Genomic DNA, 25,963 nt, shown 5'->3' with positions numbered 1-25,963 from the left:
TCGTGCACTACTACCGCGAAAAAAGTGGGCCGGATTATGCCAGAAAAGCCCAAAAAGAGTAGGGTCCTCCCGTCGTAACGGCGAAATTCCGTCGTTACGCAGTGAATTTACCTGCGCTGAACCGTTTTAGTGCCGGGTATCTGACGGCGTGTCGACGCCCGCGCCAGCGAACAATTGAGCAATATCGGCTGCATCGAACAGGTATCGCTGGTTGCAGAACTGGCAATCGATCTCGACTTCGCCACCGCGTTCGACCACCAGCGCCTGTGCATCTTCCAGACCCAGACTGACCAGCGCATTGCCCGAGCGTTCCCGCGAACAGCTGCAACGGAAGCGCAGGTTCTGCACATCAAACAGGCGCACTTGCTCTTCATGGTAGAGGCGATGCAGGACGGTTTCGTTGTCCAGGCTCAACAGTTCATCAGCGGTCAGGGTGCTGGCCAGCGCGGTAATGTGCTGCCAGCTGTCGGCGCGCTCTTCTTCGTCTTTCAGACGGTCGGCCGGCAGTTGTTGCAGCAGCATTCCACGAGCACGACGACCGTCGGCGAACAGTTTGAAGCGCGTGCCGACCTGTTGCGACATGACGAAATAATTGGTGAAGCATTCCGACAAGGTTTCGCCATCAAGGTCGACGATGCCCTGATAACGCTGGCCGATCGTCGGGTCGACAGTCAGGGTCAGATCACCGCCCGGCATCAGGTCGGCAAGGGTGGCATCTGCGGCGATCTGCTCGGCGTTATAACGCGCCAGACCACGGATCTCGCGCTCACTGGAGCACTCGATCATCAACAGCGGAATCGGCCCTTCGGAGCGCGCCTGCAAAATCAGCAAGCCGTCGAATTTCAGGGTGCCCACCAGCAACGAGGCGGCCGCCATCAGTTCGCCCAGCAATTGCGCGACCGGCTCCGGGTACGGGTGCTTGGCGAGGACTTCGGCGTAGCTGCGTTCCAGCGCAACCAGTTCGCCGCGAGTGTCGCTGTCATCGAAGATGAAGCGTTGGGTGTAGTCGGTATCCGGGAGATCGGTCATAGGTCTGGGTATCTGAATTGATGACAAAATGGTTACGAAAGATGAAAATCCCGCGCTTCTTCGCACCCATTTGGTGCGAAATGTTCAGCCACGGGAGGCATTTTATGAACAATCCGGGTTTGTTCCAATCAAGGTGGAACCTCGGCCGGCTGGTTCTGTGTAACGTAGTGCCATTGGCGCTACTGGCTTTCTGGTTATGGCCTACGGGTCAGATGCTGTGTGTGATTTTCGACGAGTGGCTGTTCCGCTCACTCAATGCACCACTGGCCAGCAACCCCATATGGCTCCACATCTGGGCAATTGCAAGTCTGCGTCCGTTCGACATCGTCGTCGGGCTGATCCTGCTGACGCTGCTGATCAAGGGCGACTGGGTGTTCAAGGCAATTGACGTACGCCGCGCGTTCTTCGGTTTTTTCTCGATTCTGCTGCTGATGGTGATCATCCGCGCACTGTTTTCCAAATTCGCCGACCACATGGACTGGCAGCACAGCAGCCCGTCGATGGTACTTGAAGGCGCAGTGCACCTCAGTGACTACTTTCCACAGCTGGAACAAGCCTGGGAGCTGAAGGATCGCTCGAGCCAGAGCTTCCCCGGTGACCATGCTTCGGTGCTACTGATCTGGGCGCTGTTCATGGGTGTGTTCAGCCGCACAGTCGGCCAGTTCCTCACTGTCTGGGGCCTGGCGCTGTTGTTCATGCTACCGCGTCTGGTGGCCGGCGCGCATTGGGGTCAGGACGATTACATCGGCGGCATGCTGCTGGGGGTGTGGGCGTTGGGCTGGGGTTACTACACGCCGTTTGCCTGTCACGCCGCCAATTTCTGGCTGAAGGTGACGGCACCGATCTTTGCGCTGCTGGACAAGCTGCCGGTGGTTTCGCGGATGAGTGTGGTGCGTAGCGCCTGACACCACGTTGCCCCCGATGAGTCCTGCGCACTCGATTCGCGAGCAAGCCCGCTCCCGCCATTGACCGTTTTCCTGCTGAAGGAACCGGATCTACTGTGGGAGCGGGCTTGCTCGCGAAGAGGCCAGCATAGACAGCGCAGAAACAACAGCCTTACTCGCTGTTGCTGTTCCCACGAAATTTAAACAGATCCCGCCGCTGCTTCTTGCTCGGCTTGCCGTCGGTGCTAACACCCAACGCCCCGGCCTTGCGCATCGCCGCAGCCGCTTCACGCTTGGCAACACTGGCCTCGGTCTCGGTATACAGCGTCTGCGCCTCGGGTGCGCCGCGACGCACGATCGACAAGGCTTCAACCTTCACCGTGCGCACTTCAAACCCGGTGCGAATCTCGAATTCGTCGCCGATGCGTGGCTCTTTGCCAGGCTTGCAGCGCTCCCCTCGGCAATGCACCTTGCCACTCTCGATCGCGGTTTTGGCCAAGGCCCGGGTTTTATAAAAACGCGCCGCCCACAACCACTTGTCGAGACGGACCTTGTCGTCCTCTTCGCTTTTTTGTGCCATGGAATTTCCTCATTCTGAAATATTGATGAACTGTACTACCGTTTCTGTCGTGCCATGAATTGCACCATCCCGGATTACAATGCGCACCACCCGACACCTGCTTGAGGCGTCGGCGATCCGGGCCGTAGATATCTGTCGCCTTTTAACCATTATTCTGCGTGAATACCGCGAATCCGGCCCCGTGCGGGCTGAGCGGTTGTCACGGTTGAGCACTTTTTTGAAGACATTTGACCATTTGACCGTTGTCGGTCTGCGCGAATGGGTGGCGCTCCCGGATCTGGGAGTCGCCGGCCTGCGGGCAAAAATCGACACCGGCGCCAGCACCTCCAGCCTGCACGCCACCGACATCGAGCCGTTCGAACGCAACGGCGAGAAGTGGGTGCGCTTCACCGCGCACCTGGGCACGGTGGTGCAGTTGCGTCACCGGCGCTGCGAAGCACCGCTGGTCACGCGCAAGACCATTAAAAGCTCCAACGGCCAGGCTCAGGTGCGCTACGTGATCAGCACCACCCTGGCCCTCGGTGATCGGGTGTGGGCGGTCGAGTTCACCCTCGCCTGCCGCAAGTCCATGCGCTATCGCCTGTTGCTCGGTTCCAAAGCCCTGATCGATGGCCAACTGGTCGTCAATCCGGGCATCAAATATGTACAAGACAAGCCGGTGTTCCCGGTATCTACCTCCTCCACAGGTGTTGCATGAAGATCGCTGTGCTGTCGCGGAATCCGCGTCTGTATTCCACCCGTCGTCTGGTCGAAGCCGGCACCGAACGCGGGCATGAAATGGTAGTGATCGACACCTTGCGCGCCTACATGAACATCGCCAGCCACAAGCCGCAGATCCACTACCGCGGCAAGCCACTGGAAGGCTTCGATGCGGTGATCCCGCGGATCGGCGCGTCGGTGACGTTCTACGGTTGCGCCGTGTTGCGCCAGTTCGAAATGATGGGGGTGTTTCCGCTCAACGAATCGGTGGCCATCGCCCGTTCGCGAGACAAGCTGCGTTCGCTGCAACTGCTGTCGCGTCGCGGCATCGGCCTGCCGGTGACGGGATTTGCGCACTCGCCGGACGACATTCCCGACCTGATCGACATGGTCAACGGCGCGCCGCTGGTGATCAAGGTGCTCGAAGGCACTCAGGGCATCGGTGTGGTGCTGTGCGAAACCGCGACGGCGGCGGAGTCGGTGATCGAGGCCTTCATGGGCCTGAAGCAGAACATCATGGTCCAGGAATACATCAAGGAGGCCGGCGGTGCGGACATCCGCTGCTTCGTGGTCGGCGACAAAGTGATCGCGGCAATGAAGCGTCAGGCCAAACCCGGTGAGTTCCGCTCCAACCTGCATCGCGGCGGCAGCGCCAGCCTGATCAAGATCACCCCGGAAGAACGCATGACGGCTTTGCGTGCGGCCAAGGTCATGGGCCTGGCGGTGGCAGGTGTGGATATCCTGCGTTCCAACCACGGGCCGCTGGTAATGGAAGTGAACTCGTCGCCGGGCCTGGAAGGGATCGAGACCACCACCGGCAAGAACGTGGCGGGGATCATCATCGAGCACCTTGAGAAGAATGGCGGGCCGAATATGACCCGGACCAAGGGTAAGGGTTAATCCGTTAGAGATGTGGCGGCAGGGAGGCCGCCTTCGCGAGCAAGCCCGCTCCCACAGGGCAATGCATTCCAACTGTGGGAGCGGGCTTGCTCGCGAAGGGGCCATCAGCCTCAGCGAAAATTTCAGCTGTTAAACCGCATCTCGCGGAAGCATCAACCCAAGCGGCAACCTTACCCGCGCTTCCAATCCGCCGCCGGAGCGGTTGCGCAGTTCAACATTGCCGCCATGCATAGAAGCAATCCGCTTCACGATCGCCAACCCTAAACCTGTGCCCTTGCCGCCCCGCGCACGATCGCCACGGGTGAACGGGTTGAAGATCGCCTCAAGCTCCGACGGATCGATCCCCGCGCCACGGTCCATCACACTCAGCACCACATACGGCGCGCTGGTGTCACCCGACACATAGGCCGCAACCTCAACACCACTACCGGCATGATTCAAGGCGTTGCCGATCAGGTTATTGAGCAAACGCTTCATCGATACTCGACGCAGCGGAAACGGCTGAATCGGCTCCAGACGCAGGCGCACTTTCTCTTCATTCTGGTTGTAAGGCGCTGCCACCTCACGCACCAGATCGCTCAGGTCCACCTCTTCCACCGACTCGTCGCGACCGTCACGAATGAACGCGAGGAACTGGTCGAGAATCGCGTCCATGTCTTCGATGTCGCGCACCATGTCGTCGGTCAGGTCATTGCGATCACCCATCAACTCCAGCGACAGACGCAAGCGGGTCAGTGGCGTGCGCAAGTCATGGGACACGCCCGCCAGCATCAGCTCGCGCTCGCGACCGGCCTGTTCGACGTCTTCGGCCATCTGGTTGAAGGCGCGATACACCTCGGTCATCTCGCTCGGCGTGTCGCTGATCGGCAGACGCACGCTGCGGCCCTGACCGAGTTGTCGGGCGGCGTACACCAGACGCTTCAACGGCTGGTTGAGCTGACTGACGAAAATCCATGCCGAGGCGGTCGACAGCAAGCCGATGGCGAGGAACCAGCCGAGCACGTTCCAGATTTTCTGCCCGCGCAACGGATGCGGGTACAGCGGCACTTTCAGCCAGCCATCGCCAAGGCTCGGCGCACGCACCCACAACGCCGGTGGCGAGTGCATGCGCAAGCGCACTTCAGTGTCGGCGCCTAGCTCCGCCTGCATCTGCCGCTGATAGATTTCACTGTACGGCCAGTGCTGCTCGCCTTCCGGCACACCGGCGCCGACCACCCTGATCAGGGTGGCGGCATCGGCAATCTTCGCGCGGTTTTCTTCATCGGCGGCCCAATAAGCGCGCAGCGTCAGGGCGACGCCGTGGCTGTATTGGCGATCCACCAGCACGTCCTCGTTCATCAACAGATAAACCAGGGTCAGCGCCTTGGAAAACAGCACGACGATGAGCACCAGCCAAAGGGTGCGGGAGAAAAAACTTTGGGGGAACCAGACGGGGGTTTTCATCGATAACCGTTACACACTTGCAGGAGCGAGCAATGCTCGCATATTGCGGATTGCGAGTCTGTGGGCATGGCCATTGAACCACCCTGCAGACCCGCTCCTACAAATCACCGATCACTTGGTGGCGGTGCCATCCGGTACAAACACGTAGCCAACGCCCCAGACAGTCTGGATGTAGCGCGGTTTGGACGGATCGGGTTCGATCATCCGGCGCAGACGGGAAATCTGCACGTCGATGGAACGCTCCAGGGCATCCCACTCGCGGCCACGGGCCAGGTTCATCAGCTTGTCGCGGGTCAGCGGCTGACGCGCGTTCATCACCAGAGCCTTGAGTACCGCAAACTCACCGGTGGTGAGCATGTGCACTTCGTCGCCACGTTTCAGTTCGCGGGTCGCCAGCGACAACACGTAATCACCGAAGGTGACGTTTTCGTCTTCGCTGCCCGGCGCACCCGGCACCGGTGCGGCTTGACGACGCAGTACTGCCTTGACCCGGGCCATCAACTCGTCCGGGTTGAACGGCTTGGCCAGATAGTCATCGGCGCCCAGTTCCAGGCCCTTGATGCGGCTCATCTCGTCGCCCTTGGCGGTGAGCATGATGATCGGAATCTGATTGTTCGCGGCCCGCAGGCGACGGCATGCGGTCAGGCCGTCTTCGCCCGGCAGCATCAGGTCGAGAACGACCAGGTTGAACACTTCACGCGACAGCAGACGGTCCATTTGTTCGGTGTTCGGTACGGCACGGGCGCGGTAGCCCTTGCTGACGAAGAAGCGCTCCAGCAGGCTGCTCAGCCCCGGATCGTCGTCAACAATAAGAATTTTTTCGCCTTCAGCATTGTTTGCAGTGCTGCTCATTGGATGCTCCTTTTAGCTCGGCGCGCATTATGGCGTAGCTGCCGTTATACGCACCGTGTGCATTGTTAGCAGATTTTTCCTTCACTGCCAGAAAACCGGGGTTTATGCCTACAGACTGCATCGCCCCCGAATGACAGAACGCTGGTTATAATGCGCGGCGTTTTGTGCCAGGCAACGTCTGAATCGTTACCGCAAGTGGCCGCGATTTTTTCCAGGCCTGCGCAGTAATTGTTCGATTTCACGGGTCAATGGGGTGCCTTTTGACCCAGGCAGCGGCAATTTTCTAGCCGCTCAACCAGACTCCGGGCCTTTATTTCCGTGCCTGCGAGCCTGCTTTCACAATATGTCAGGTGGTTTTATGGACAGCATCAACAGCCGCATCGCCGAGGAACTCGGCGTACGCCCGCAACAGGTCGAAGCGGCCGTCGCGCTACTCGATGAAGGCTCTACCGTTCCCTTCATCGCCCGTTACCGGAAAGAAGTCACCGGCAGCCTCGATGACACCCAGTTGCGTCATCTGGAAGAGCGTCTGCGCTACCTGCGAGAACTCGACGAACGGCGCATCAGCATCCTCGCCAGCATCGAAGAGCAAGGCAAACTCACCCCTGCCCTCGAGCGCGACATCAAACTCGCCGACACCAAGACCCGCCTCGAAGACTTGTACTTGCCGTACAAGCAGAAGCGCCGCACCAAGGGCCAGATCGCCCTGGAAGCCGGGCTCGGCGACCTCGCGGATGGTCTGTTCAACGACCCGAACCTGACCCCGGAAACCGAAGCCGCACGCTTCGTTGATGCCGAAAAAGGCGTGGCCGATGTGAAGGCCGCGCTGGAAGGCGCCAAATACATCCTCATGGAACGTTTCGCCGAAGACGCCAGCCTGCTGGAAAAACTGCGTAACTACCTGAAACAGGAAGCCACCCTCAGTGCCCGCGTCATCGCTGGCAAGGAAGAGGAAGGCGCCAAGTTCCGCGACTACTTCGAACACGACGAACCGCTGAAAAGCATGCCGTCGCACCGCGCGCTCGCCATTTTCCGTGGCCGCAACGAAGGCATCCTCAGCTCCGCACTGAAAGTCGGCGATGAGCTGCCGGGCACCATGCACCCGTGCGAGGGCATGATCGGCCAGCAATTCAACATCCAGAATCAGAACCGTCCGGCCGACAAATGGCTCGGTGAAGTGGTGCGCTGGACCTGGAAGGTCAAGCTCTACACGCACCTGGAAACCGACTTGCTCGGCGAGCTGCGCGACGGCGCCGAAACTGAAGCGATCAACGTGTTCGCCCACAACCTGCACGACCTGCTGCTGGCCGCTCCGGCCGGCCCGCGCGCAACCCTGGGCCTCGACCCGGGCCTGCGTACCGGTTGCAAGGTCGCGGTGGTCGATTCCACCGGCAAGCTGCTCGATCACGCCACGGTTTACCCGCACGTGCCGCACAACAAGTGGGATCAGACCATCGCCATTCTGGCCGCCCTGTGCGCCAAGCATTCGGTTGACCTGATCGCCATCGGCAACGGCACCGCCAGCCGCGAGACCGACAAACTGGCGATCGAGCTGATCAAAAAATATCCAGCGATGAAGATGACCAAAGTCATGGTTTCCGAGGCCGGCGCATCGGTGTACTCGGCGTCGGAACTGGCGGCCAAGGAATTCCCGGACCTGGACGTGTCGATCCGTGGCGCGGTGTCCATCGCTCGTCGCCTGCAGGATCCTCTGGCAGAACTGGTGAAGATCGATCCGAAATCCATCGGTGTCGGTCAGTACCAGCACGACGTCTCGCAGCTGAAACTGGCGCGCGGTCTGGATGCTGTGGTTGAAGACTGCGTGAACGCCGTCGGCGTCGATGTGAACACCGCGTCGGTGGCGCTGTTGGCACGCATCTCTGGCCTCAACGCAACCCTGGCGCAAAACATCGTCGCCCACCGTGACGAACACGGTGCGTTCAAGACCCGTGCAGCGCTGAAGAAAGTCGCGCGCCTGGGCGAGAAAACCTTCGAACAGGCTGCAGGCTTCCTGCGCGTGATGAACGGCGATAACCCGCTGGACTCCTCGGCGGTGCACCCGGAAGCCTATCCGCTGGTGCAGCGCATCGCCGCTGAAACTGACCGCGACATTCGCTCGCTGATCGGCGATGCCGGGTTCCTCAAGCGTCTGGACCCGAAGAAATTCACCGACGAAACCTTCGGTCTGCCAACCGTCACCGACATCCTCCAGGAACTGGAAAAACCGGGCCGCGACCCGCGTCCGGAGTTCAAGACCGCCGAGTTCCAGGAAGGCGTCGAAGACCTCAAAGACCTGCAACTGGGGATGATCCTTGAAGGCGTGGTGACCAACGTGACCGCGTTCGGCGCATTCGTCGACATCGGCGTGCACCAGGATGGTCTGGTGCACATCTCGGCGCTGTCGGAAAAGTTCATCAAGGATCCGCGTGAGGCGGTGAAGGCCGGTGACGTGGTGAAAGTGAAGGTCATGGAAGTCGACATCCCGCGCAAACGCGTCGGCCTGTCGATGCGTATGGGAGACACCCCGGGCGAGAAGATCGACGGTGCCCGTGGCTCGCGTCCGGGCTCGGCCCAGCGCCAGCCATCGAACAACGCGCCACGCAAGGAAACCGCAACCGCCGCGCCGGTGAACAATGCGATGGCCTCGCTGTTCGCCAACGCCAAGCAGTTGAAGAAACGCTGATGGAGATTCCGGCCGGGCTCGTCGAGAGCGCGTTTTTCAAGCTGTTGGGCTGCCGTCTGCACAGCCTGGAAACCGGGGTGGCGCAAGTCGCCCTGGTGCTGGAACCGGAACTGCGCAACCGTGGCGGCAAGTTGCACGGTGGCGCGCTGTTCAGTCTGGTCGATATCGCCATGGGGCTGGCCTGTTCCAGCACCCACGGCTTCGATCAGCAGAGCGCGACCATCGAATGCAAGATCAACTACATCCGCGCCGTCTCCGACGGCGAGGTGCTGTGCACGGCCCGGGTGATCCACCCGGGCCGCCGCACGCTGGTAGTCGAGGCCGACGTGATGCAGGGCGACAAACTGGTCGCAAAAGCGCAAGGCACGTTCGCTGTCCTGTAGCTTGTCGTCATCAATTTGAGTTAATTTCGGCGCTGTGATCATAGCGTCGAGCTTTTCTGTGGGAGCGGGCTTGCTGGCGAAGGCGGTGTATCAGGCGACTTGAGGTTGACTGATATGCCCTCTTCGCGAGCAAGCCCGCTCCCACAGGGACCGCATAATCTTCGCGTGCATCTGCCAGATTCAGGGATTGAAGTCGGCGGTTCGAAAGGGGCTTCGTGAGCCCAAAAAACCAGGCGAAAACGCCAGTTTCAACTTCACCCTTGTAGACCGTCCTGCCCACCCCCATATTGGGGCGACTGACGCGTGAAGGAATCCAAATTGAGCGAACTTCTCAACCGCCGCCTGGCTCTGCTCGGCGAGCGCGCCAACCTCTCTCTGCTCGAACAGTGCCTCCACGGTATCGAACGTGAATGCCTGCGCGTGACCAGCGAAGGTCGTCTGGCGCAAACGCCGCACCCCGAAGCCTTGGGTTCCGCGCTGACCAACGAACAGATCACCACTGACTATTCCGAGTCGCTGCTGGAGTTCATCACGCCCGCCCTGCCCGACCCGGCTGACACCCTGGCGAGCCTGGACAAGATTCATCGCTTTGCCTACAGCAAGCTCGGTGACGAGTACCTGTGGAGCCCATCGATGCCGTGCCCGTTGCCGGCCGAGGAAGACATCCCGATCGCCTATTACGGCACCTCCAACATCGGTCAGCTCAAGTACGTCTATCGCAAGGGCCTGGCCCTGCGGTACGGCAAGACCATGCAGTGCATCGCCGGAATCCACTACAACTTTTCCCTGCCGGAAAAGCTCTGGCCGCTGCTGCGCGAAGCCGAGGGTTTCGTCGGCACCGACCGCGATTTCCAGTCGTCGTCCTACATTGCGCTGATCCGCAACTTCCGCCGCTACAGCTGGCTGCTGATGTACCTGTTCGGTGCCTCGCCGGCGCTGGACGCAGGGTTCCTGCGCGGCCGTTCGCACCAGTTGGAACAGCTGGATCCGGACACCCTGTACCTGCCGTACGCCACCAGCCTGCGCATGAGCGACCTCGGTTACCAGAGCAACGCCCAGGCCGGCCTGACGCCGTGCTACAACGATCTGTCGAGCTACACCGACAGCCTGCGCAAAGCCGTGGCCACACCATACGCGCCGTATGTTGAAGTCGGCACGCACAAGGATGGCGAGTGGGTGCAGCTCAACACCAACATCCTGCAGATCGAAAACGAGTACTACTCCAACATCCGCCCGAAACGCGTGACCTACACCGGCGAGCGACCTATTCAGGCGCTGATGGCCCGTGGCATCCAGTACGTCGAAGTGCGTTGCCTGGACATCAACCCGTTCCTGCCGATGGGCATCGACCTCACCGAGTCGCGCTTCCTCGACGCGTTCCTGCTGTACTGCGCGCTGAACGACAGTCCGCTGCTGACCAATACTTCGTGTGGCAACGCGACCTCGAACTTCCTCAGCGTGGTCAAGGAAGGTCGCCGTCCGGGCCTGCAATTGCAGCGCGACGGTCAGCCGGTCGATCTCAAAGAGTGGGCAGGCGAGCTGCTGGAAAAAATCGCTCCGCTGGCGGCCCTGCTCGATCAGAGCCATGGCGGCGACGCGCACAGCAAGGCGCTGGATGCGCAACTGGCCAAGGTCAGCGACCCGTCCCTGACCCCTTCGGCGCAGGTGCTCGCGGCGATGGCCGAACACAAGGAAAGCTTCGCGCAATTCTCCCTGCGTCAGAGCCAGGCGCATGCCGAGTTCTTCCGCAGCGAGCCGTTGGCAGCGGATGAGCAGGCGAAGTTTGAGGAACTGGCGCACTCGTCGCTGGCGGCGCAGGCTGAGCTTGAGCAGAACGAGGTGGGGGATTTCGACGTGTTTGTCGGGTCGTATCAGGCGAGTATTCTGGCGATCAGCAACTAGGAGCCCCTCACCCTAACCCTCTCCCAGAGGGAGAGGGGACTGAACGCGGTGTTGATGCGAAGTACGCCGACCTGAAATACCGCGTCGAACTCAGGCCTTGAAAAGCACAAAGATTGGCTCCCTTTCCCCTCGCCCCCCTGGGGGAGAGGGCTGGGGTGAGGGGGCAAAGATCTAATGACGAACGATTAAGTCCGAAACGCCCACCATCTCCCCCCGCTCTTAGATTTTTCCGCTCATAAGCTAAGTCTAAAAAGTTATTTATTTTTAGTTTCTTAGATCATTTAGTCTCCTATCACGCCGATCGTCGGTCGCCTGATATGGAGCTGTTCAATGAAACTGAATTTCCCGCTTCGCCTGCTGGCCGTGGCCTCTCTGGCTGCTGCGAGCTTTCTGGCGCAGGCCGCCGACCTCACCGTTGCTTACCAGACCACCGTTGACCCGGCGAAAGTCGCCCAGGCCGACGGCGCTTACGAAAAAGCCACCAAAGCCAATATCGCCTGGCGCAAGTTCGACAACGGCGCCGACATCATCGCCGCCATCGCCTCCGGTGACGTGCAGATCGGTTACCTCGGTTCCAGCCCGCTGACCGCTGCAATCACCCGCAAGGTGCCGGTGGAAACCTTCCTCATCGCCACCCAGATCGGCGCCGCCGAAGCGCTGGTCGCTCGCGACGGTTCCGGGATCAAGACTGCGCAGGATCTGGTCGGCAAGAAAATCGCCGTGCCGTTCGTGTCCACCGGTCACTACAGCCTGCTCGCGGCGTTGAAGCACTGGAACATCGACCCGTCGAAAGTCACCGTCCTCAACCTCGCCCCGCCAGCAATCATTGCCGCTTGGAAACGCGGTGACATCGACGCCACTTACGTGTGGGATCCGGCGCTGGGCGTGGCCAAGGAGAACGGCAAGGTGCTGATCACCTCCGGCGAGCTGGCCAAGTTCGGTGCACCGACTTTCGATGCGTGGATCGTGCGCAAGGACTTCGCCGAGAAGCACCCGGACATCGTCACCGCGTTCGCCAAGGTCACCCTCGACGCCTACGCCGACTACCGCAAGGATCCGAAAACCTGGCTCGCCGATCAGTCCCACGTCGACAAACTGGTGAAACTCTCCGGCGCCAAGGCCAGCGACATTCCGCTGCTGCTGCAAGGCAACGTCTACCCGCTGGCGGCTGATCAGGTGATCACCCTCGGTGCGCCGACCACCAAGGCCATTACCGACACCGCCGCGTTCCTCAAGGAGCAAGGCAAAGTCGAAGCCGTGCTGCCGGATTACGCGCCGTACGTCAGCGCCAAATACATCACCAACTGATCGGGAGTTAACTGCGATGGCCTTGCTACAGCTGGAGCGCATCAGCGCACAGTATCCCGGCAGCCCTGCACCGGTGCTGGCGGACATTTCCCTGACCCTCGGGCCTCAGCAATTGCTGGTCGCCCTCGGCCCGTCCGGCAGTGGCAAGACTTCGCTGTTGAACCTGATTGCCGGTTTCGTAGAACCCAGCGTCGGGCGCATCACCCTCGACGGCGTGCCAGTCAAAGGCCCGAGCGCCGAACGTGGCGTGGTGTTCCAGGACGATGCTTTGTTGCCATGGCAGGACGTGTTGGCCAACGTGGCGTTTGGTCTGGAACTGGCCGGTGTCGCCAAGGAGAAACGCGAAAGGATCGCCCGCGAAATGCTTGCGCTGGTCGATCTTTCCGGTTTCGAAAGCCGCCGCATCTGGCAGCTTTCCGGTGGCCAGAAACAACGCGTCGGCCTCGCCCGCGCCCTCGCTGCCGACCCGCGCGTGCTGCTGATGGACGAACCCTTCGGGGCCCTCGACGCATTCACCCGCGAACAGATGCAGGAGCTGTTGCTGCAAGTCTGGCAGCGCACCGCCAAGCCGGTTTTCCTGATTACCCATGACATTGAAGAAGCGGTGTTCCTCGCCACTGACCTGATTCTGCTCGCGCCGAATCCTGGGCAGATCGTTGAGCGTCTGCACCTGGATTTCGGTCAGCGTTACGCCGCCGGCGAGTCCGCCCGCGCGATCAAATCCGATCCGCGTTTTATCGAAACCCGCGAGCACGTGCTGAGCAAAGTGTTCTCGCAACGCAGCGCCGTTCAGCGGCAGGAGCGCGCATGAGCAGTTGCGACGTTTCCGCTGCGGCGGTGAAAACCCCTTCGGTGGTGATTCCCGTGCGCCGTAGCCTCAGCACGCGCTGGATCAGCCTACTGACCTTGTTCGCCTTGCTGGTGATCTGGTGGGCGGTGACCGCCACTGGATTGATCGAGCCACTGTTCCTGCCGCCACCGTCCGCCGTGCTGCAAAAAGGCTGGTTGCTGGCGACTACCGGCTACATGGATTCGACCCTGTGGCAGCACTTGGGCGCGAGCCTGAGCCGGATTGGCCTGGGCCTTGGTTTCGCGATTTTGACCGCCGTGCCGGTGGGCATCGCCATCGGCGCCAACCGCGTCGCCCGTGGCGTGCTTGATCCGCTGATCGAGTTCTACCGCCCGATCCCGCCACTGGCTTATCTGCCGTTGATCGTGATCTGGTGCGGCATCGGCGAGTTGTCGAAAGTGCTGCTGATCTACCTGGCGATTTTCGCGCCGATTGCCATCGCCACCGCAACCGGCGTGCGCACCGTAGACCCGGCAAAACTGCGCGCCGCGCAGTCGCTGGGCGCCACCCGCGCGCAACTGATCCGCCATGTGATCTTGCCCAGCGCCCTGCCGGACATTCTCACTGGGGTGCGCATTGGTCTGGGTGTCGGCTGGTCGACACTGGTTGCCGCCGAACTGATTGCCGCCACCAGCGGTTTGGGCTTCATGGTGCAGTCGGCCGCGCAGTTCCTGGTCACCGATGTGGTGGTGCTGGGGATTCTGGTGATCGCCCTGATCGCCTTCGCCATGGAAATGGGCCTGCGCGCCCTGCAGCGCAAGCTAGTGCCGTGGCACGGCCAGGCCCACTGACAACGTTCATGTGAATCCCCTGCAGGAGTGAGCCTGCTCGCGATTGCGGTGTGTCATTCACCACAGCATTGACTGCCAGTCTGCAATCGCGAGCAGGCTCACTCCTACGAAAGCTTGAACCCCGAATTCGAAGAGAAAGACCATGAGCAGCCTGACCATCACCCCCTTAAGTTCGGCCCTCGGCGCACAGATCAGCGGCGTCGATGTCAGTCAGCCGTTGAACCTGGAACAGCGCGACGCCATCGAGCAGGCGCTGCTCAAACATCAAGTGCTGTTCTTCCGCAACCAGCCGATTGAGCCGCCGCAACAGGCGCGTTTCGCTGCATATTTTGGCGACCTGCACATTCACCCGATCTACCCGAATGTGCCGGAGCAGCCCGAAGTGCTGATCCTCGACACCGCCGTCACCGATGTGCGCGACAACGCGATCTGGCACACCGACGTGACCTTCCTGCCGACCCCGGCGATGGGCGCGGTACTCAGCGCCAAGCTGCTGCCGGAGTTTGGTGGCGACACCTTGTGGGCCAGCGGGATTGCCGCGTATGAGGCACTGTCGGCGCCGATGAAAACCTTGCTCGAAGGGCTGACCGCGACTCACGATTTCACCCGCTCATTCCCACTGGAGCGCTATGGCAATACGCCCGAAGCCCTGGCGCAGTGGGAAGAAGCACGGCGCAAGAATCCGCCGCTGTCGCACCCGGTGATCCGCACCCATCCGGTGAGCGGGCGCCGTTCTTTGTTCGTCAACGAAGGCTTCACCTCGAAGATCAACGAGCTGTCGGAAACCGAGAGCGAGGCGATTCTGAAACATCTGTTCGCCCACGCAACACGGCCGGAATTCACCATTCGCTGGCGCTGGCAGAAGGACGACATTGCATTCTGGGACAACCGCGTGACGCAGCATTACGCGGTGGATGACTACCGCCCGGCGCGGCGGGTGATGCAGCGGGCGACAGTGTTGGGGGATGTGCCGTTTTTTTAATAAAGCCTGATTTATAGGTTGTTTTTATAGGCCCCTTCGCGAGCAAGCTCGCCCCCACAGGGGAGTGTGTTCCAAAGGTGAGAGCGGGCTTGCTCGCGAAGGCGTCAGTACAGGCGCCGGGTAATCCGGCGCGCAACGCTTATTCCGCCGTCGAAGGTTTCTCCCAAAGATTGATCCCGCCCTCCTGGGCAAACCGGTCGATTTCCGCCAATTCCTCGGCACTGAAACTCAGATTCTTCAACGCCCCGACGTTCTCGATAATCTGCTCCGGTCGGCTCGCGCCGATCAGCGCCGAGGTCACCCGTGGATCACGCAAGGTCCAGGCCAATGCCAGTTGCGCCAGGCTCTGGCCGCGACGCTTGGCAATTTCATTCAACGCGCGCACGTGCGCAATGTTGGCCTCCGACAAGTGCGAAGCCTGCAGCGAACCACCGCCCGGACGATTGACCCGCGCATCCGCCGGCACACCGTTGAGGTATTTGTCGGTCAGCAGACCTTGGGCCAGCGGAGTGAAGGCGATCACGCCAGTGCCGAGCTCTTCGGTGGTGTCGAGCAGGTCTTTTTCCACCCAGCGATTGAGCAGGTTGTACGCCGGCTGATGAATCAGCAGCGGTACTTTCCACTCTTTGAGCAGCGCAGCGATCTCGCGGGTTTTCACCCCGGAGTACGACGAAATGCCGATGTACAACGCCTTGCCTTGTTGCACGGCGGTGGCGAGGGCGCTGGCGGTTTCTTCCAGCGGGGTGTCCGGGTCGAAGCGGTGCGAATAGAAGATATCCACATAGTCCAGACCCAGGCGTTGCAGGCTCTGGTCGAGGCTGGCCAGCACGTATTTACGCGAACCGCCACCCTGGCCATAGGGGCCGGGCCACATGTCCCAACCGGCCTTGCTCGAGATGATCAGCTCATCGCGGTACTGCTTGAAGTCTTCACGCAGCAGGCGACCGAAATTGATCTCGGCACTGCCGTACGGAGGGCCGTAGTTGTTGGCCAGATCGAAGTGGTTGATGCCCAGGTCGAACGCCGTGCGCAGCAGGGCGCGCTGGGTGTCGATCGGCGTGCTGTCGCCAAAGTTGTGCCACAGGCCCAGCGACAGCGCGGGTAACACCAGACCACTGCGGCCGACGCGGCGGTAAGGGATGGAGTCGTAGCGGTTTTCGGCAGCGGTGTAAGTCATCGAATCCTCTCTTGTCTGTCTTTTCGTCATCTGAAGTCGAACACTCTTCTGTGGCGAGGGGATTTATCCCCGAGGAGTGGCGAAGCCGCCCCAAAACCTGAAACTTCGGTGAATCAGGTGTACCGAGTTCGCTGGTTTTACGACTGCTTCGCAGCCGGTCGGGGATAAATCCCCTCACCACAAAAGCTCTACCAATCATGCGAAGCGATTTACAGGCCGGGCGAGGCCCAGGTTCTCGCGCAAAGTCCGGCCTTCATACTCGGTTCTGAACAGCCCACGCCGCTGCAGTTCCGGGACAACGCCATTGGCGAAGTCTTCGAGCCCGCCCGGCAGGTGCGGCACCAACACGTTGAAGCCATCCGCCGCGCCCTGCTCGAACCACTCCTGCAAGCGGTCGGCAATCTGCGCAGGCGTGCCCACTACGCTGTAATGCCCGCGGCCGCCGGCGATCTTGCGGCCCAACCCTGCAAGCGTCAGGTTCTCCTGCCCCGCCAGTTCGGTCAGCAATTTCTGCCGACTTTGCTGGCCACTGTCGGTCAACGGCAACTCCGGTAGCGGCCCGTCCAATGGGTACTTCGACAAATCGAAGTTGCCCAGCATACGCCCAAGCAACGCGACACCAACTCCGGGTTCGACTAATTGCTGAAACGTTTCATATTTGTCCTGTGCTTCTTCCTCTGTCCGCCCGACGACGACAAAAACACCGGGCATGATTTTCAGCGACTCAGCGCTGCGTCCGTATTTGGGCAAGCGTTCCTTGAGGTCAGCGTAAAACGCCTGCGCACCTGCCAATGAGGTCTGCGCAGTGAACACCACTTCCGCGGTCTGCGCTGCCAGTTCACGACCGGTCTCGGACGAGCCGGCCTGCACGACCACCGGCTGACCTTGCGGCGACCTCGCAATGTTCAACGGCCCCTTTACCCGAAAATGTTCACCGACATGATTCAGAACGTGAAGCTTCGAAGGGTCGTAATACGCGCCGCTGGCCTTGTCGCGCAGGAAAGCATCGTCGCCCCAACTGTCCCAGAGCCCGGTCACTACCTGATGAAACTCGCGAGCTCGGCTGTAACGTTCGGCGTGGCCGATGTGTTCATCACGACCGAAATTCAGCGCTTCGGCGGCGTTATCCGAAGTCACCAGATTCCAACCGGCACGGCCGCCGGACAGGTGATCGAGAGAGGCGAATTTTCGGGCGACGTGATAGGGCTCGTTGTAACTGGTGGTTGCCGTGGCGATCAGGCCGATGTGCTCGGTGACCGCGCTTAGCGCCGAGAGCAACGTCAGCGGTTCAAAGTGATCGGAGCGCGCCATACGACTGGCGATGTCCTGGGTCGGCGCGGCCACGCTGTCGGCGACGAACAGCGCATCGAACTTCGCCGCTTCGGCAATCTGCGCCAGCCGTTTGTAGTGGGCGAAATCCAGCCCGGCATTGGCCGGCACATCAGGATGACGCCACGCCGCAACATGGTGCCCGGTGGCCATTAGGAACGCGCCGAGTTTCAACTGTCTGCTCATCTCAGAAATCCTTGCGCAGTTGCACGCCGAAGTAACGCTCGTCATCCCGTGGCACGGCGCGATAGATGTAGTTGCCGCCGCTCGCGAGCAGGGGTGAGTAAGACTTGTCGGCGAGATTCTTGCCGAGCAATGCGACGCGCCAGCCGTTGCTGTAATCGGCGAGCGCCACGCTGGCATTCCAGATCCCGTAGGCGCCCTGCTTGGTGTCGGCGTTCTGGCTGATGTCGTACTGCACTTCGCTTTGCCAGCTGTAGTCGGTGCCAAGTTCGATATCCAGGCCGTTATCCAGCGGGATCGTATAGTCGGCACGCACGTAGCTTTTCCAGTCCGGACTGAACGGCAGCGGTTTGCCGTTGACGTTGCACGACGCCGCCGCGCCCGCCGGGCAAGCGAACTCATCGATGCGTGCGCGGGTGTAGGCCAGCGCTCCGGAGAACTTCAATTGCTGGGTGGCCTGCAAGGCATAGTCGAGTTCGACGCCTTCAGTGCTGACGCTGCCGGCGTTGATCAGACGCGTCACCACCTGCCCGGCGACAGTGTCGAAGAAGTTGGCCTGATAGTTGTCGTAGTCGCTGTGGAAAATCGCCAGGTTGGTGGTCAGGCGATTATTCCAGTTCGTCGCTTTGATACCGGCCTCCCAAGTGTTTGACGTCTCGGGTTTCAGCGCCTCGGTGTCGCGCGGCTGCATATTGAAAAACACGTTGTAGGCCGGGCCTTTGTAGCCGCGTGAGTAGGTCAGATAAGTGGTGACCGCATCGCTCAGGTCGTATTGCACACCGAGGCGGCCGGACCAGCCATCCTCGTCCACTGAACCGGAACTGCTGGTAGCCGGCTGAATGCCGCTGACCGTGGTCGCCGAAGTGGAGACGCGGCGGTGATCGTATTCCAGATCATCGTGGGTGTAGCGCAGGCCGGCGATGCCGCGAAAGTTCGAAGTGAAGTTCAGCGTGCTCTCGCCAAACGCTGCGTAGCTGTCGCTGGTGGTGCTGTAATCAGCGATACCGCGGTCGGTGCGCGCGGTGGTCGTCAGCGTGCGCTGATAAGTCTCGTCGTCCTTGCCATGCATGTAGAACAGGCCGCCGACGTATTCGAGGAACTCGCCTTTCGGTGAGGCCAGACGCAGCTCTTGCGAGTATTGATCGAAGGCCAGATCGCCCTTGTCCGCCGTGCCGGGAAACGCCGCTGTTACTGTGCCGAGACGGTCGCCGTCCTGGTATTGGGTGTTGTCCCAGCCGCGCCATGCGGTAATCGAAGTCAGGGTGTAATCGCCGAGTTGCCAGTCGAGCTGGCCGGACAAGCCCTTGTTGGTGTCTTCGACGTGGGTGCGAGTATCGGTGTTGATATCGCGATTGTGGCTGGTCGCATTGACTGGGCTCAGCGCGTTGGCGAAGGCCGGGGTCAGGGATTTACTGACCACGCCGTTGGGGGCGTCGTCGTGGGACTGCATGTAGTCGGCGATCAGGGTGAAGGTGACGTCGTCGTTCGGCGTGAATTCCAGTTTGCCGCGCACGCCGCGATGGTTGTAACCGTTGACCTCTTGGCCATTGTGTTGGTTATCGACGTTACCGTCGTAGCTGCCGAACAGCGTGCTGATCGAGCCCTTCAAGGTGTCCGGAATCAGACTGCCGCCAATGCCGAAACGGGTGCGGCTTTCGTTGCCGCTGTAGTACGACTGATCGATGTAGCCGTGGGTCTCGGCAGTCGGCGCCTTGCTGGTGATATTTAGCACGCCGGCCGAGGCGTTCTTGCCGAACAACGTGCCCTGCGGGCCGCGCAAGACTTCGACGCGCTCCAGATCGAGCAGATCAAGCGTGGACTGGCCGGGCCGCGCATACACCACGCCGTCGATCACCGTGGCCACGGTCGGTTCGACGCCGGGCGAGGTGGAAATAGTACCGACGCCACGCACGAATAACGAGGTGTCCTTGTTCGATGCCCCGGTACGAAAGTTCAGCGACGGTACCTGCTGGACGATGCTCGCCACGCCGTTGCGATTATCTCTTTCCAGCTGTTCGCCATCGATCACCGAGACCGCCACCGGGACCTTTTGCAGCGACTCTTCGCGGCGGGTGGCGGTCACCGTGACGGATTTGAGGGTCGGCTCTTGATCCGTGCTGTCAGCCGCAAAAGCATCGGCCAGCGGCAACGCTGCCAGCCCGGTAAACAGCCAGCCCGCAGCGCGAATCGATTGCGCCAGTTTGTGTGTCGCCCCAGGAATGTTGTGCATGGTGTGCCCGCTCGAAAATGCCCCTGAACCGCTGCCGTTCTGCGACGACAGCGCCTGTATCGGTGTCTTGGGCATTCGCTCGAGCGAGTAGCAGACAGCGCGCTTTGTTAGCGCTACCATCGACAGTATTGGCAAGCTCTGCATAGAGCGTCCAATACTGAAAAATTACTTTTATATGCGATTTGGTTTTTACAAAGGATTGAGCCTTGAACGATCAAAAGCCGCGCAAACGCCGTGGAGCCGGACGCGTGACGCTGAATGCGGTGGCGCGCCAAGCCGGTGTGTCAGCGATCACTGTCTCGCGTTATTTCAATCAGCCGGAACAGGTTTCACCTGAACGGCGCGAGCGAATTGCTGCCGTGGTGGCCGAGTTGGGTTACGTGCCGAATCTGGTGGCCGGCGGCCTGGCTTCGGCGCGTGGGAAAATCGTCGGCATGGTGATCCCGAACATCTCCGGGCCGATCTTTGCCAACACCATTCAAGGCTTCAGTGACACCCTCAGCCGTCACGGTTATCAGCTGTTGCTGGCATCGAGTTACTTCAGCACCGAACAGGAAGAAAACGCCGTGCGGGCGTTTCTCGGCTGGTCGCCGGCAGCGCTGGTGCTGACCAGTCACTTCCACAGCGCGGGAACCGAAAAGATGATCGCCGAGGCGGACATTCCGGTGATCGAGACCTGGGATTACCAGCCGGAACGCGAGCCGATGCAGATCGGTTTTTCCCACGTCGAAGTCGGCGTCAGCGCTGCGCGGTATCTGCACGGCAAAGGTTATCGACACATCGCGTTCGTGCAGAACAGCGCGCCGGGCGACTTCAGTGCGCTGGAGCGGCGCGATGGTTATGCCGCGGCGATGCTTGAGTCGGGATTGACGCCTTGGGTGTTTGCCCCGGATGCCGACCGTGCGCCGTTCGAGGCGGGTAAACAGGCCATGGAGGCGTTGATGAATGCCTCACCACGCCCCGACGCGATCATCTTCGCCAACGACAACCTCGCCGCCGGGGGCCTGCTCGCGGGGCAGCGTGCCGGCCTGAAAATCCCCGAAGACTGCGCCGTCCTCGGCTTCGGCGATTACCCTTTCGCCGAGATGCTTCTGCCGAGCCTGAGCACGATCAAACCACCGGCGCTGGAGATTGGCGTACTGGCGGCAACGCGAGTGCTGGAAAGCCTCGGGGTGTTGCCCGTCGAAGATGATGTGCAACGCCTGAATCTGTTGCAATGCACAGTCATCGAACGTGAAAGCACCTGATCCACAAATCTCTGTAGGAGCTGTCGCAGGCTGCGAGCTTTTGATCTGGTTTCTGAAAAACAAAGCCAAAATTCGCAGCCTGCTTCTACACAAGCTTCTTTATGCTGACAATTCACGCAACGCAGCAGCCGCCAGAAACCCGGAGCGGGAACGGTAGCGCTGATCACGTCGGACAGTCTGATCAATACGCTCCAGCAGTTGCTCTGGCAGTGTGGCATTGAAGCGCACCGACTTGCCGAAATAGGGAGTGATATCAAAGTCCACCACACCCCAGATTCCGCCCGCGTAATCCGGGTTGTCGAGATGGGCATCGATGTCCTGAACTCGAGGCAACGGTGCGCCATCTGCAACCAGCCCTTCATAGTGCAAGGCCAGCGCTTCCTGAGTGTTTTCAAAAGCTTCGGCTACCGTTGCGCCTGCGGAGAAGCAGCCCGGTACATCCGGGACGATCACTCCGTAGTCTGAGTCGGCATCCTTGTGCAGAACGACCGGGAATTTCATGTAAGTGAATCCTTCCTCTGACATGTCCATTAAAGGACTTTCGTTTCCAATATCGGGCTTAAGCATGCATCGTGATACACACCATACACACTTGGATAAATATTAGTCGATCAAAGAAAACACGCCTGCGCTGAGGACCAACGGCGGGATGAATTGACTATGCTCAAGGAGACACCGAGGTGGCCCCATCGCGGGCTTGCCCGCGAAGGCGTCAGACCCGTCGACAGATATCCAGCAGGCAGAATCCGCCATGCACACCGCAATCATCATCTTCTTCGGCCTGGTCCTGCTCGCCCTGATGCTCTACATCGGCGAGCGAATCGGCTTCAGTCGGCAGACTTTGGCCTACAGCTTCGCCGCGCTGTGGCTGGCGTTGACGGTGATCAATGGCGCGGTGGGCGTGGTGCATGCCGGGCAGCCGCTGGGGTCGGAAATTGCGGTGGGCAGTGCGGTGTTCGGGGTGCCGATGGCGGCGATGGTGTTGTTCATGGTACTGAGCGCCGAGTCGTAGAACGTCCCGACGCTCAGTTCACGATCAACGCACCAGATGCAGAAACTGCATGTGGCGTTCGTACTGGTCGAGGATGTCGTTGATGATCTGTTCCTTGGTGTAACCCACCAGATCGTAGTCCTGACTGCCCTCGCTCAAGTGCACTTCGGCACGGTAGTAGCGGCGGTTGTTGAGTTGCTTGGAACCCATGCCACCGCGCGCAAACGACGGCGTGAAGTAGCCGCGCATCTGCACCTGATAGATGAACGGATGCAACTCGCCATGGCCGATTTCCAGACTGACGCTGTCATGCGCCGGGTCTGGCTGGGTGACCACGTTCAGGCCCTTTTCGACGAATACCGCCGTCACTTCTTCGATCGCCGGACGCACCGTGGTGTCCATGAAGCGGTACACCTCGTCGCGTGACGGGAAGTGCACGGCCTGGCTCAGGCGCTGACGCCAGCCACCCTTGCCACGACGTGAACCGGACACCGGGGCCAGCGAATGCAGTTGCGCGATCTGTTTCTGCGACTCCAGATAGAACGCCTTGTGCAGGCCCCACATCATCAGCAACAGGATCATCGAGAACGGCAACGAGGTCAGCACCACCGCCGACTTCAGCGCATCGATACTGCCGGAGAACAGCAACGCGCTGGTCACCAGCGCAGTCATCGCACCCCAGAACACCCGCAGCCATTTCGGCCCGTCTTCGTCCGGATTGCCGCCCTTGGCTGAGAGGGTCGAGAGCACCACGGTGCCGGAGTCGGCCGAGGTGACGAAGAACACGAAGCTGATGAACACCGTCACGGCGATGACGGTCTTGCTCCATGGGTAGGTTTCCAGCAGCAGGTAAAGGCTCATCGACGGATTGTCGAGGGCCGACATGCCCAGCGCCGACATGCCGTGGTTGAGCACCTGATCGATGGCGCTGTTACCGAAGATCGACATCCACGCCAGGGTGAAACCGAGCGGAATCAGCAACACGCCGAAGACGAATTCACGGATGGTGCGGCCACGGGAAATCCGCGCGATGAACAGACCCACGAACGGCGACCATGCGATCCACCAGGCCCAGTAGAACACCGTCCAACCGCCGAGCCAGTCGCTTGGCTTATCATAGGCGTAGAGGTCGAAACTCTTCATCGGCAAGGCGCCGAGGTAGTCGCCGAGGTTCTGGATCAAGGTGTTGAGCAGGTGCTGGGTGGGGCCGGCGAACAACACGAACAGCAGCAGCGCACAGGCCAGCAGCATGTTGATGTCGGACATCACCCGCACGCCTTTGTCGACGCCGGAGACGGCGACAATAATCGCCGCGCCCATCATCAGCGTGATCAGACCGACCTGAATCCACTGGGTGTGGGCGATGCCGAACAGGTAATCCAGGCCGGAGTTGAGGTGCAGCACACCGAAACCCATGTCGGCGCCCAGACCGAACACCGTGGCGATGATGCCGAAGCCATCCACCGCATAGCCGATGGGGCCGTTGATGCGTTTGCCGATCAGCGGATACAGCGCCGAACGCAGGGCCAGCGGCAGGTTATGCCGGTAGGCGAAGTACGCCAGGGCCATGCCGACGAAGGCGAACACGCCCCAGCCGTGCAGGCCCCAGTGCAGAAACAGGATCTGCATCGCCTGGCGCGCCGCATCGGCGGTACCGGCTTCGCCCTGTGGCGGTTGGGCCAGATGCGTCAGCGGCTCGGACACGCAGAAGAAAAACAGGGTGATGCTGATCCCGGCGGCGAACAGCATGCCGGCCCAGGACAGGTAACTGAATTCGGGTTCGTCGTGGTCGGCACCGAGTTTTATCTTGCCGTAGCCCGATAACGCGGTGACCACCACGAAGACCAGATACAGCGTCATCGCGAGCATGTAGTACCAGCCGACCGTGTTGGCCGCCCAGTTTTGCGCAGCCAGCAACCAGGCTCCAGCCTGCTCCGGCATGGCGATGACAACGAGACCAAACAGCAGAATGACCGTCGCGGCGAAATAGAACACCGGCGGATTCATGCGTACCAGACCGCTGGCGGGGGTGGACGATGCACTCATGAACGGTGCACCTCGAGGGGTTGAAACGTGGCTGAAATGATCGGACTCAGCAAAGGCAAGCCTCCTGTTGTGAGCGGGCAGCGAACCACCGGTTTAACTTGAATGAACGTTCAAGTTAAACATGGATAGGGTGGTAAGGACTAATCGCAGGGCTAGGCGGTAGTTTTCCTACAGTAGCCCAAGGAGGGGTATGACGCGGATCAGAGGCGATTCGTTCACTGGAGAATTGGCTGAATGCCATTATCTCGATTCGACCTGAAACCATTCGCGAGCAGGCTCGCTCCCACAGGGGGTTGGTGTCGATCACACATCCCGTGTGGGAGCGAGCCTGCTCGCGAAGAGGCCAGAAAGAGTTGCGCAAATGCAGAGCTTACTTCTGCGTCCCGTCATCATGCTGCAGATTGGCCTGGGTCAGGTTGCTCCCCGCCGGCACGCTGCGCGTCAGCCACACGTTGCCGCCGATGGTCGAACCCTGGCCAATGGTGATCCGCCCGAGAATCGTCGCTCCGGCATAGATCACCACGTCGTCCTCGACGATCGGATGGCGTGGATGGCCCTTCTGCAACTGCCCGTCCTCGTCTGCCGGGAAGCGCTTGGCGCCCAGGGTCACGGTCTGATAGATCCGCACGCGCTCGCCGATGATCGTGGTCTCGCCGATCACCACACCAGTGCCGTGGTCGATGAAGAAACTGCGGCCGATCTGCGCGCCCGGGTGAATATCGATACCCGTCGCCGAATGCGCGATTTCCGCGCTGATCCGCGCCAGCAACGGCAGCCCGGCGCGATACAGATGGTGCGCCAGACGATGGTGAATCACCGCCAGAATCCCCGGATAGCACAGCAGCACTTCATCGACGCTGCGTGCCGCCGGGTCGCCGTGATAGGCGGCCAGCACGTCGGTGTCGAGCAGGCTGCGCAGGCCGGGCAATGCCAGCGCGAAGTCCTGGATGATGCGGATCGCTTGCTTCTCGACGTCGCTATCGTCCTGGGCGCTATGGCGGGCGACGTAGCGCAGTTCAAGTCGGGCCTGGGCCAGCAAGGCATTCAGCGCCGTATCAAGGGTGTGACCGACATAGAAGTCTTCACTCTCCTCACGCAGATCCACCGGCCCCAGACGCATCGGGAACAACGCGCCACACAAGGCCTCGAGAATCTCCGCCATCGCCGCGCGGGACGGCAACTCGCGGCCACCCTGCTCGCCGGTGGCCCGGCCATTCTGGGCACGCCACTGATCCCGCGCACTGCGCAGTTGGCTGACGATGGTCTGCAGTTGCCAATGGCTGGAACGCTCGCTCACGGTAAAGACTCCTCACGGGCGGCCGGACGGTCTGGCCGCGTTAACGGCGACTACTTTACGGCATGCCCGCGAAGGCGAATTAAGAACCGATAGTGCTGGCCTAAGCACATTTGGCTATAAGCGATTGACGGTTGCTCCGGTAAAACCGCGTGCCTATAGTCCTTTCATCTTTCTCCG

At 60.8% G+C, this 25,963-nt stretch carries 22 protein-coding genes; 12 read left to right on the top strand and 10 right to left on the bottom strand.

Annotated features, from left to right (window positions below; genetic code table 11):
* Positions 1 to 126 precede the first annotated feature (126 nt).
* A complete protein-coding gene (gene hslO, locus QMK55_RS14775; protein ID WP_102354673.1) occupies positions 127 to 1,029 on the bottom strand; it encodes an Hsp33 family molecular chaperone HslO in 903 nt (300 codons plus the stop codon).
* Between the two features lie 104 nt (positions 1,030 to 1,133).
* Here hslO and QMK55_RS14770 point away from each other — a divergent pair, with 104 nt between their 5' ends.
* Entirely contained in the window at positions 1,134 to 1,934 is an 801-nt protein-coding gene (locus tag QMK55_RS14770; protein WP_320329443.1) for a phosphatase PAP2 family protein, read from the top strand.
* Positions 1,935 to 2,085: 151 nt separating this feature from the next.
* Here QMK55_RS14770 and QMK55_RS14765 read toward each other — a convergent pair whose 3' ends face one another.
* Positions 2,086 to 2,493, bottom strand: a complete 408-nt coding sequence (locus QMK55_RS14765; RefSeq protein ID WP_102354675.1) for an RNA-binding S4 domain-containing protein — start codon at positions 2,491 to 2,493, stop codon at positions 2,086 to 2,088.
* Between the two features lie 235 nt (positions 2,494 to 2,728).
* Here QMK55_RS14765 and QMK55_RS14760 point away from each other — a divergent pair, with 235 nt between their 5' ends.
* A complete protein-coding gene (locus tag QMK55_RS14760) occupies positions 2,729 to 3,190 on the top strand; it encodes an ATP-dependent zinc protease (protein WP_178082088.1) in 462 nt (153 codons plus the stop codon).
* Complete coding sequence (gene rimK, locus QMK55_RS14755; protein ID WP_007949201.1) at positions 3,187 to 4,092, top strand: 30S ribosomal protein S6--L-glutamate ligase; 906 nt, start codon at positions 3,187 to 3,189, stop codon at positions 4,090 to 4,092. Before QMK55_RS14760 ends, rimK begins: the two co-directional genes overlap by 4 nt.
* 129 nt (positions 4,093 to 4,221) lie before the next feature.
* On the opposite strand, the gene QMK55_RS14750 is transcribed toward rimK, so the two are convergent.
* Both QMK55_RS14750 and ompR read right to left on the bottom strand, forming a co-directional pair.
* Positions 4,222 to 5,535 (bottom strand): ATP-binding protein, encoded by a 1,314-nt coding sequence (locus QMK55_RS14750; RefSeq protein WP_003220639.1) that lies wholly within the window; start codon positions 5,533 to 5,535, stop codon positions 4,222 to 4,224.
* Between the two features lie 111 nt (positions 5,536 to 5,646).
* Entirely contained in the window at positions 5,647 to 6,387 is a 741-nt protein-coding gene (ompR, locus tag QMK55_RS14745) for a two-component system response regulator OmpR (RefSeq protein WP_102354677.1), read from the bottom strand.
* A gap of 358 nt (positions 6,388 to 6,745) precedes the next feature.
* On the opposite strand from ompR, the gene QMK55_RS14740 reads away from it, so the two are divergent.
* The 7 genes from QMK55_RS14740 to tauD all read left to right on the top strand — a co-directional run bounded on the left by QMK55_RS14740 (position 6,746) and on the right by tauD (position 15,286).
* The gene (locus tag QMK55_RS14740) at positions 6,746 to 9,070 is read left to right on the top strand and encodes a Tex family protein (protein WP_320329442.1); all 2,325 of its coding nucleotides are present in this window, start codon (positions 6,746 to 6,748) and stop codon (positions 9,068 to 9,070) included.
* Positions 9,070 to 9,453: a PaaI family thioesterase gene (locus QMK55_RS14735; RefSeq protein WP_007917925.1), complete on the top strand. Its 384-nt coding sequence runs from the start codon at positions 9,070 to 9,072 to the stop codon at positions 9,451 to 9,453. Before QMK55_RS14740 ends, QMK55_RS14735 begins: the two co-directional genes overlap by 1 nt.
* A gap of 318 nt (positions 9,454 to 9,771) precedes the next feature.
* The gene (gshA, locus tag QMK55_RS14730) at positions 9,772 to 11,355 is read left to right on the top strand and encodes a glutamate--cysteine ligase (RefSeq protein ID WP_102354680.1); all 1,584 of its coding nucleotides are present in this window, start codon (positions 9,772 to 9,774) and stop codon (positions 11,353 to 11,355) included.
* Positions 11,356 to 11,685: 330 nt separating this feature from the next.
* Positions 11,686 to 12,663: a taurine ABC transporter substrate-binding protein gene (tauA, locus tag QMK55_RS14725; RefSeq protein WP_320329441.1), complete on the top strand. Its 978-nt coding sequence runs from the start codon at positions 11,686 to 11,688 to the stop codon at positions 12,661 to 12,663.
* 16 nt (positions 12,664 to 12,679) lie between these two features.
* Positions 12,680 to 13,474, top strand: a complete 795-nt coding sequence (gene tauB / locus QMK55_RS14720) for a taurine ABC transporter ATP-binding subunit (protein WP_102354682.1) — start codon at positions 12,680 to 12,682, stop codon at positions 13,472 to 13,474.
* Positions 13,471 to 14,304 (top strand): taurine ABC transporter permease TauC, encoded by an 834-nt coding sequence (gene tauC / locus QMK55_RS14715; RefSeq protein ID WP_320329440.1) that lies wholly within the window; start codon positions 13,471 to 13,473, stop codon positions 14,302 to 14,304. Before tauB ends, tauC begins: the two co-directional genes overlap by 4 nt.
* Positions 14,305 to 14,446: 142 nt before the next feature.
* The gene (gene tauD / locus QMK55_RS14710) at positions 14,447 to 15,286 is read left to right on the top strand and encodes a taurine dioxygenase (protein WP_320329439.1); all 840 of its coding nucleotides are present in this window, start codon (positions 14,447 to 14,449) and stop codon (positions 15,284 to 15,286) included.
* Positions 15,287 to 15,425: 139 nt separating this feature from the next.
* On the opposite strand, the gene mgrA is transcribed toward tauD, so the two are convergent.
* The 3 genes from mgrA to QMK55_RS14695 form a co-directional block, all read right to left on the bottom strand.
* Positions 15,426 to 16,463: an L-glyceraldehyde 3-phosphate reductase gene (mgrA, locus tag QMK55_RS14705; RefSeq protein WP_115988448.1), complete on the bottom strand. Its 1,038-nt coding sequence runs from the start codon at positions 16,461 to 16,463 to the stop codon at positions 15,426 to 15,428.
* A 195-nt stretch (positions 16,464 to 16,658) separates the two neighbouring features.
* Entirely contained in the window at positions 16,659 to 17,978 is a 1,320-nt protein-coding gene (locus QMK55_RS14700; protein ID WP_320329438.1) for an LLM class flavin-dependent oxidoreductase, read from the bottom strand.
* 1 nt (position 17,979) lies between these two features.
* Positions 17,980 to 20,205 (bottom strand): TonB-dependent receptor, encoded by a 2,226-nt coding sequence (locus tag QMK55_RS14695; RefSeq protein ID WP_320330258.1) that lies wholly within the window; start codon positions 20,203 to 20,205, stop codon positions 17,980 to 17,982.
* A 206-nt stretch (positions 20,206 to 20,411) separates the two neighbouring features.
* Between QMK55_RS14695 and QMK55_RS14690 the strand changes: the two genes are divergently transcribed.
* Entirely contained in the window at positions 20,412 to 21,452 is a 1,041-nt protein-coding gene (locus QMK55_RS14690; RefSeq protein ID WP_320329437.1) for a LacI family DNA-binding transcriptional regulator, read from the top strand.
* A 99-nt stretch (positions 21,453 to 21,551) separates the two neighbouring features.
* Here the strand turns inward: QMK55_RS14690 and QMK55_RS14685 are convergent, their stop codons facing one another.
* The gene (locus QMK55_RS14685; protein ID WP_102354691.1) at positions 21,552 to 21,953 is read right to left on the bottom strand and encodes a type II toxin-antitoxin system HicB family antitoxin; all 402 of its coding nucleotides are present in this window, start codon (positions 21,951 to 21,953) and stop codon (positions 21,552 to 21,554) included.
* 250 nt (positions 21,954 to 22,203) lie between these two features.
* Here QMK55_RS14685 and QMK55_RS14680 point away from each other — a divergent pair, with 250 nt between their 5' ends.
* Complete coding sequence (locus QMK55_RS14680) at positions 22,204 to 22,464, top strand: hypothetical protein (RefSeq protein ID WP_025110994.1); 261 nt, start codon at positions 22,204 to 22,206, stop codon at positions 22,462 to 22,464.
* A gap of 24 nt (positions 22,465 to 22,488) precedes the next feature.
* Here QMK55_RS14680 and betT read toward each other — a convergent pair whose 3' ends face one another.
* The gene (betT, locus tag QMK55_RS14675; protein ID WP_178082089.1) at positions 22,489 to 24,450 is read right to left on the bottom strand and encodes a choline transporter BetT; all 1,962 of its coding nucleotides are present in this window, start codon (positions 24,448 to 24,450) and stop codon (positions 22,489 to 22,491) included.
* Between the two features lie 409 nt (positions 24,451 to 24,859).
* Complete coding sequence (gene epsC, locus QMK55_RS14670; RefSeq protein WP_102354693.1) at positions 24,860 to 25,786, bottom strand: serine O-acetyltransferase EpsC; 927 nt, start codon at positions 25,784 to 25,786, stop codon at positions 24,860 to 24,862.
* Positions 25,787 to 25,963: the final 177 nt, after the last annotated feature.

The sequence above is a fragment of the Pseudomonas sp. P8_229 genome, assembly GCF_034008635.1.
GTDB lineage: Bacteria > Pseudomonadota > Gammaproteobacteria > Pseudomonadales > Pseudomonadaceae > Aquipseudomonas.
The sequence above is the reverse complement of the archived record's forward strand: the minus strand, read 5'-3'. Positions and strand labels throughout refer to the sequence as shown.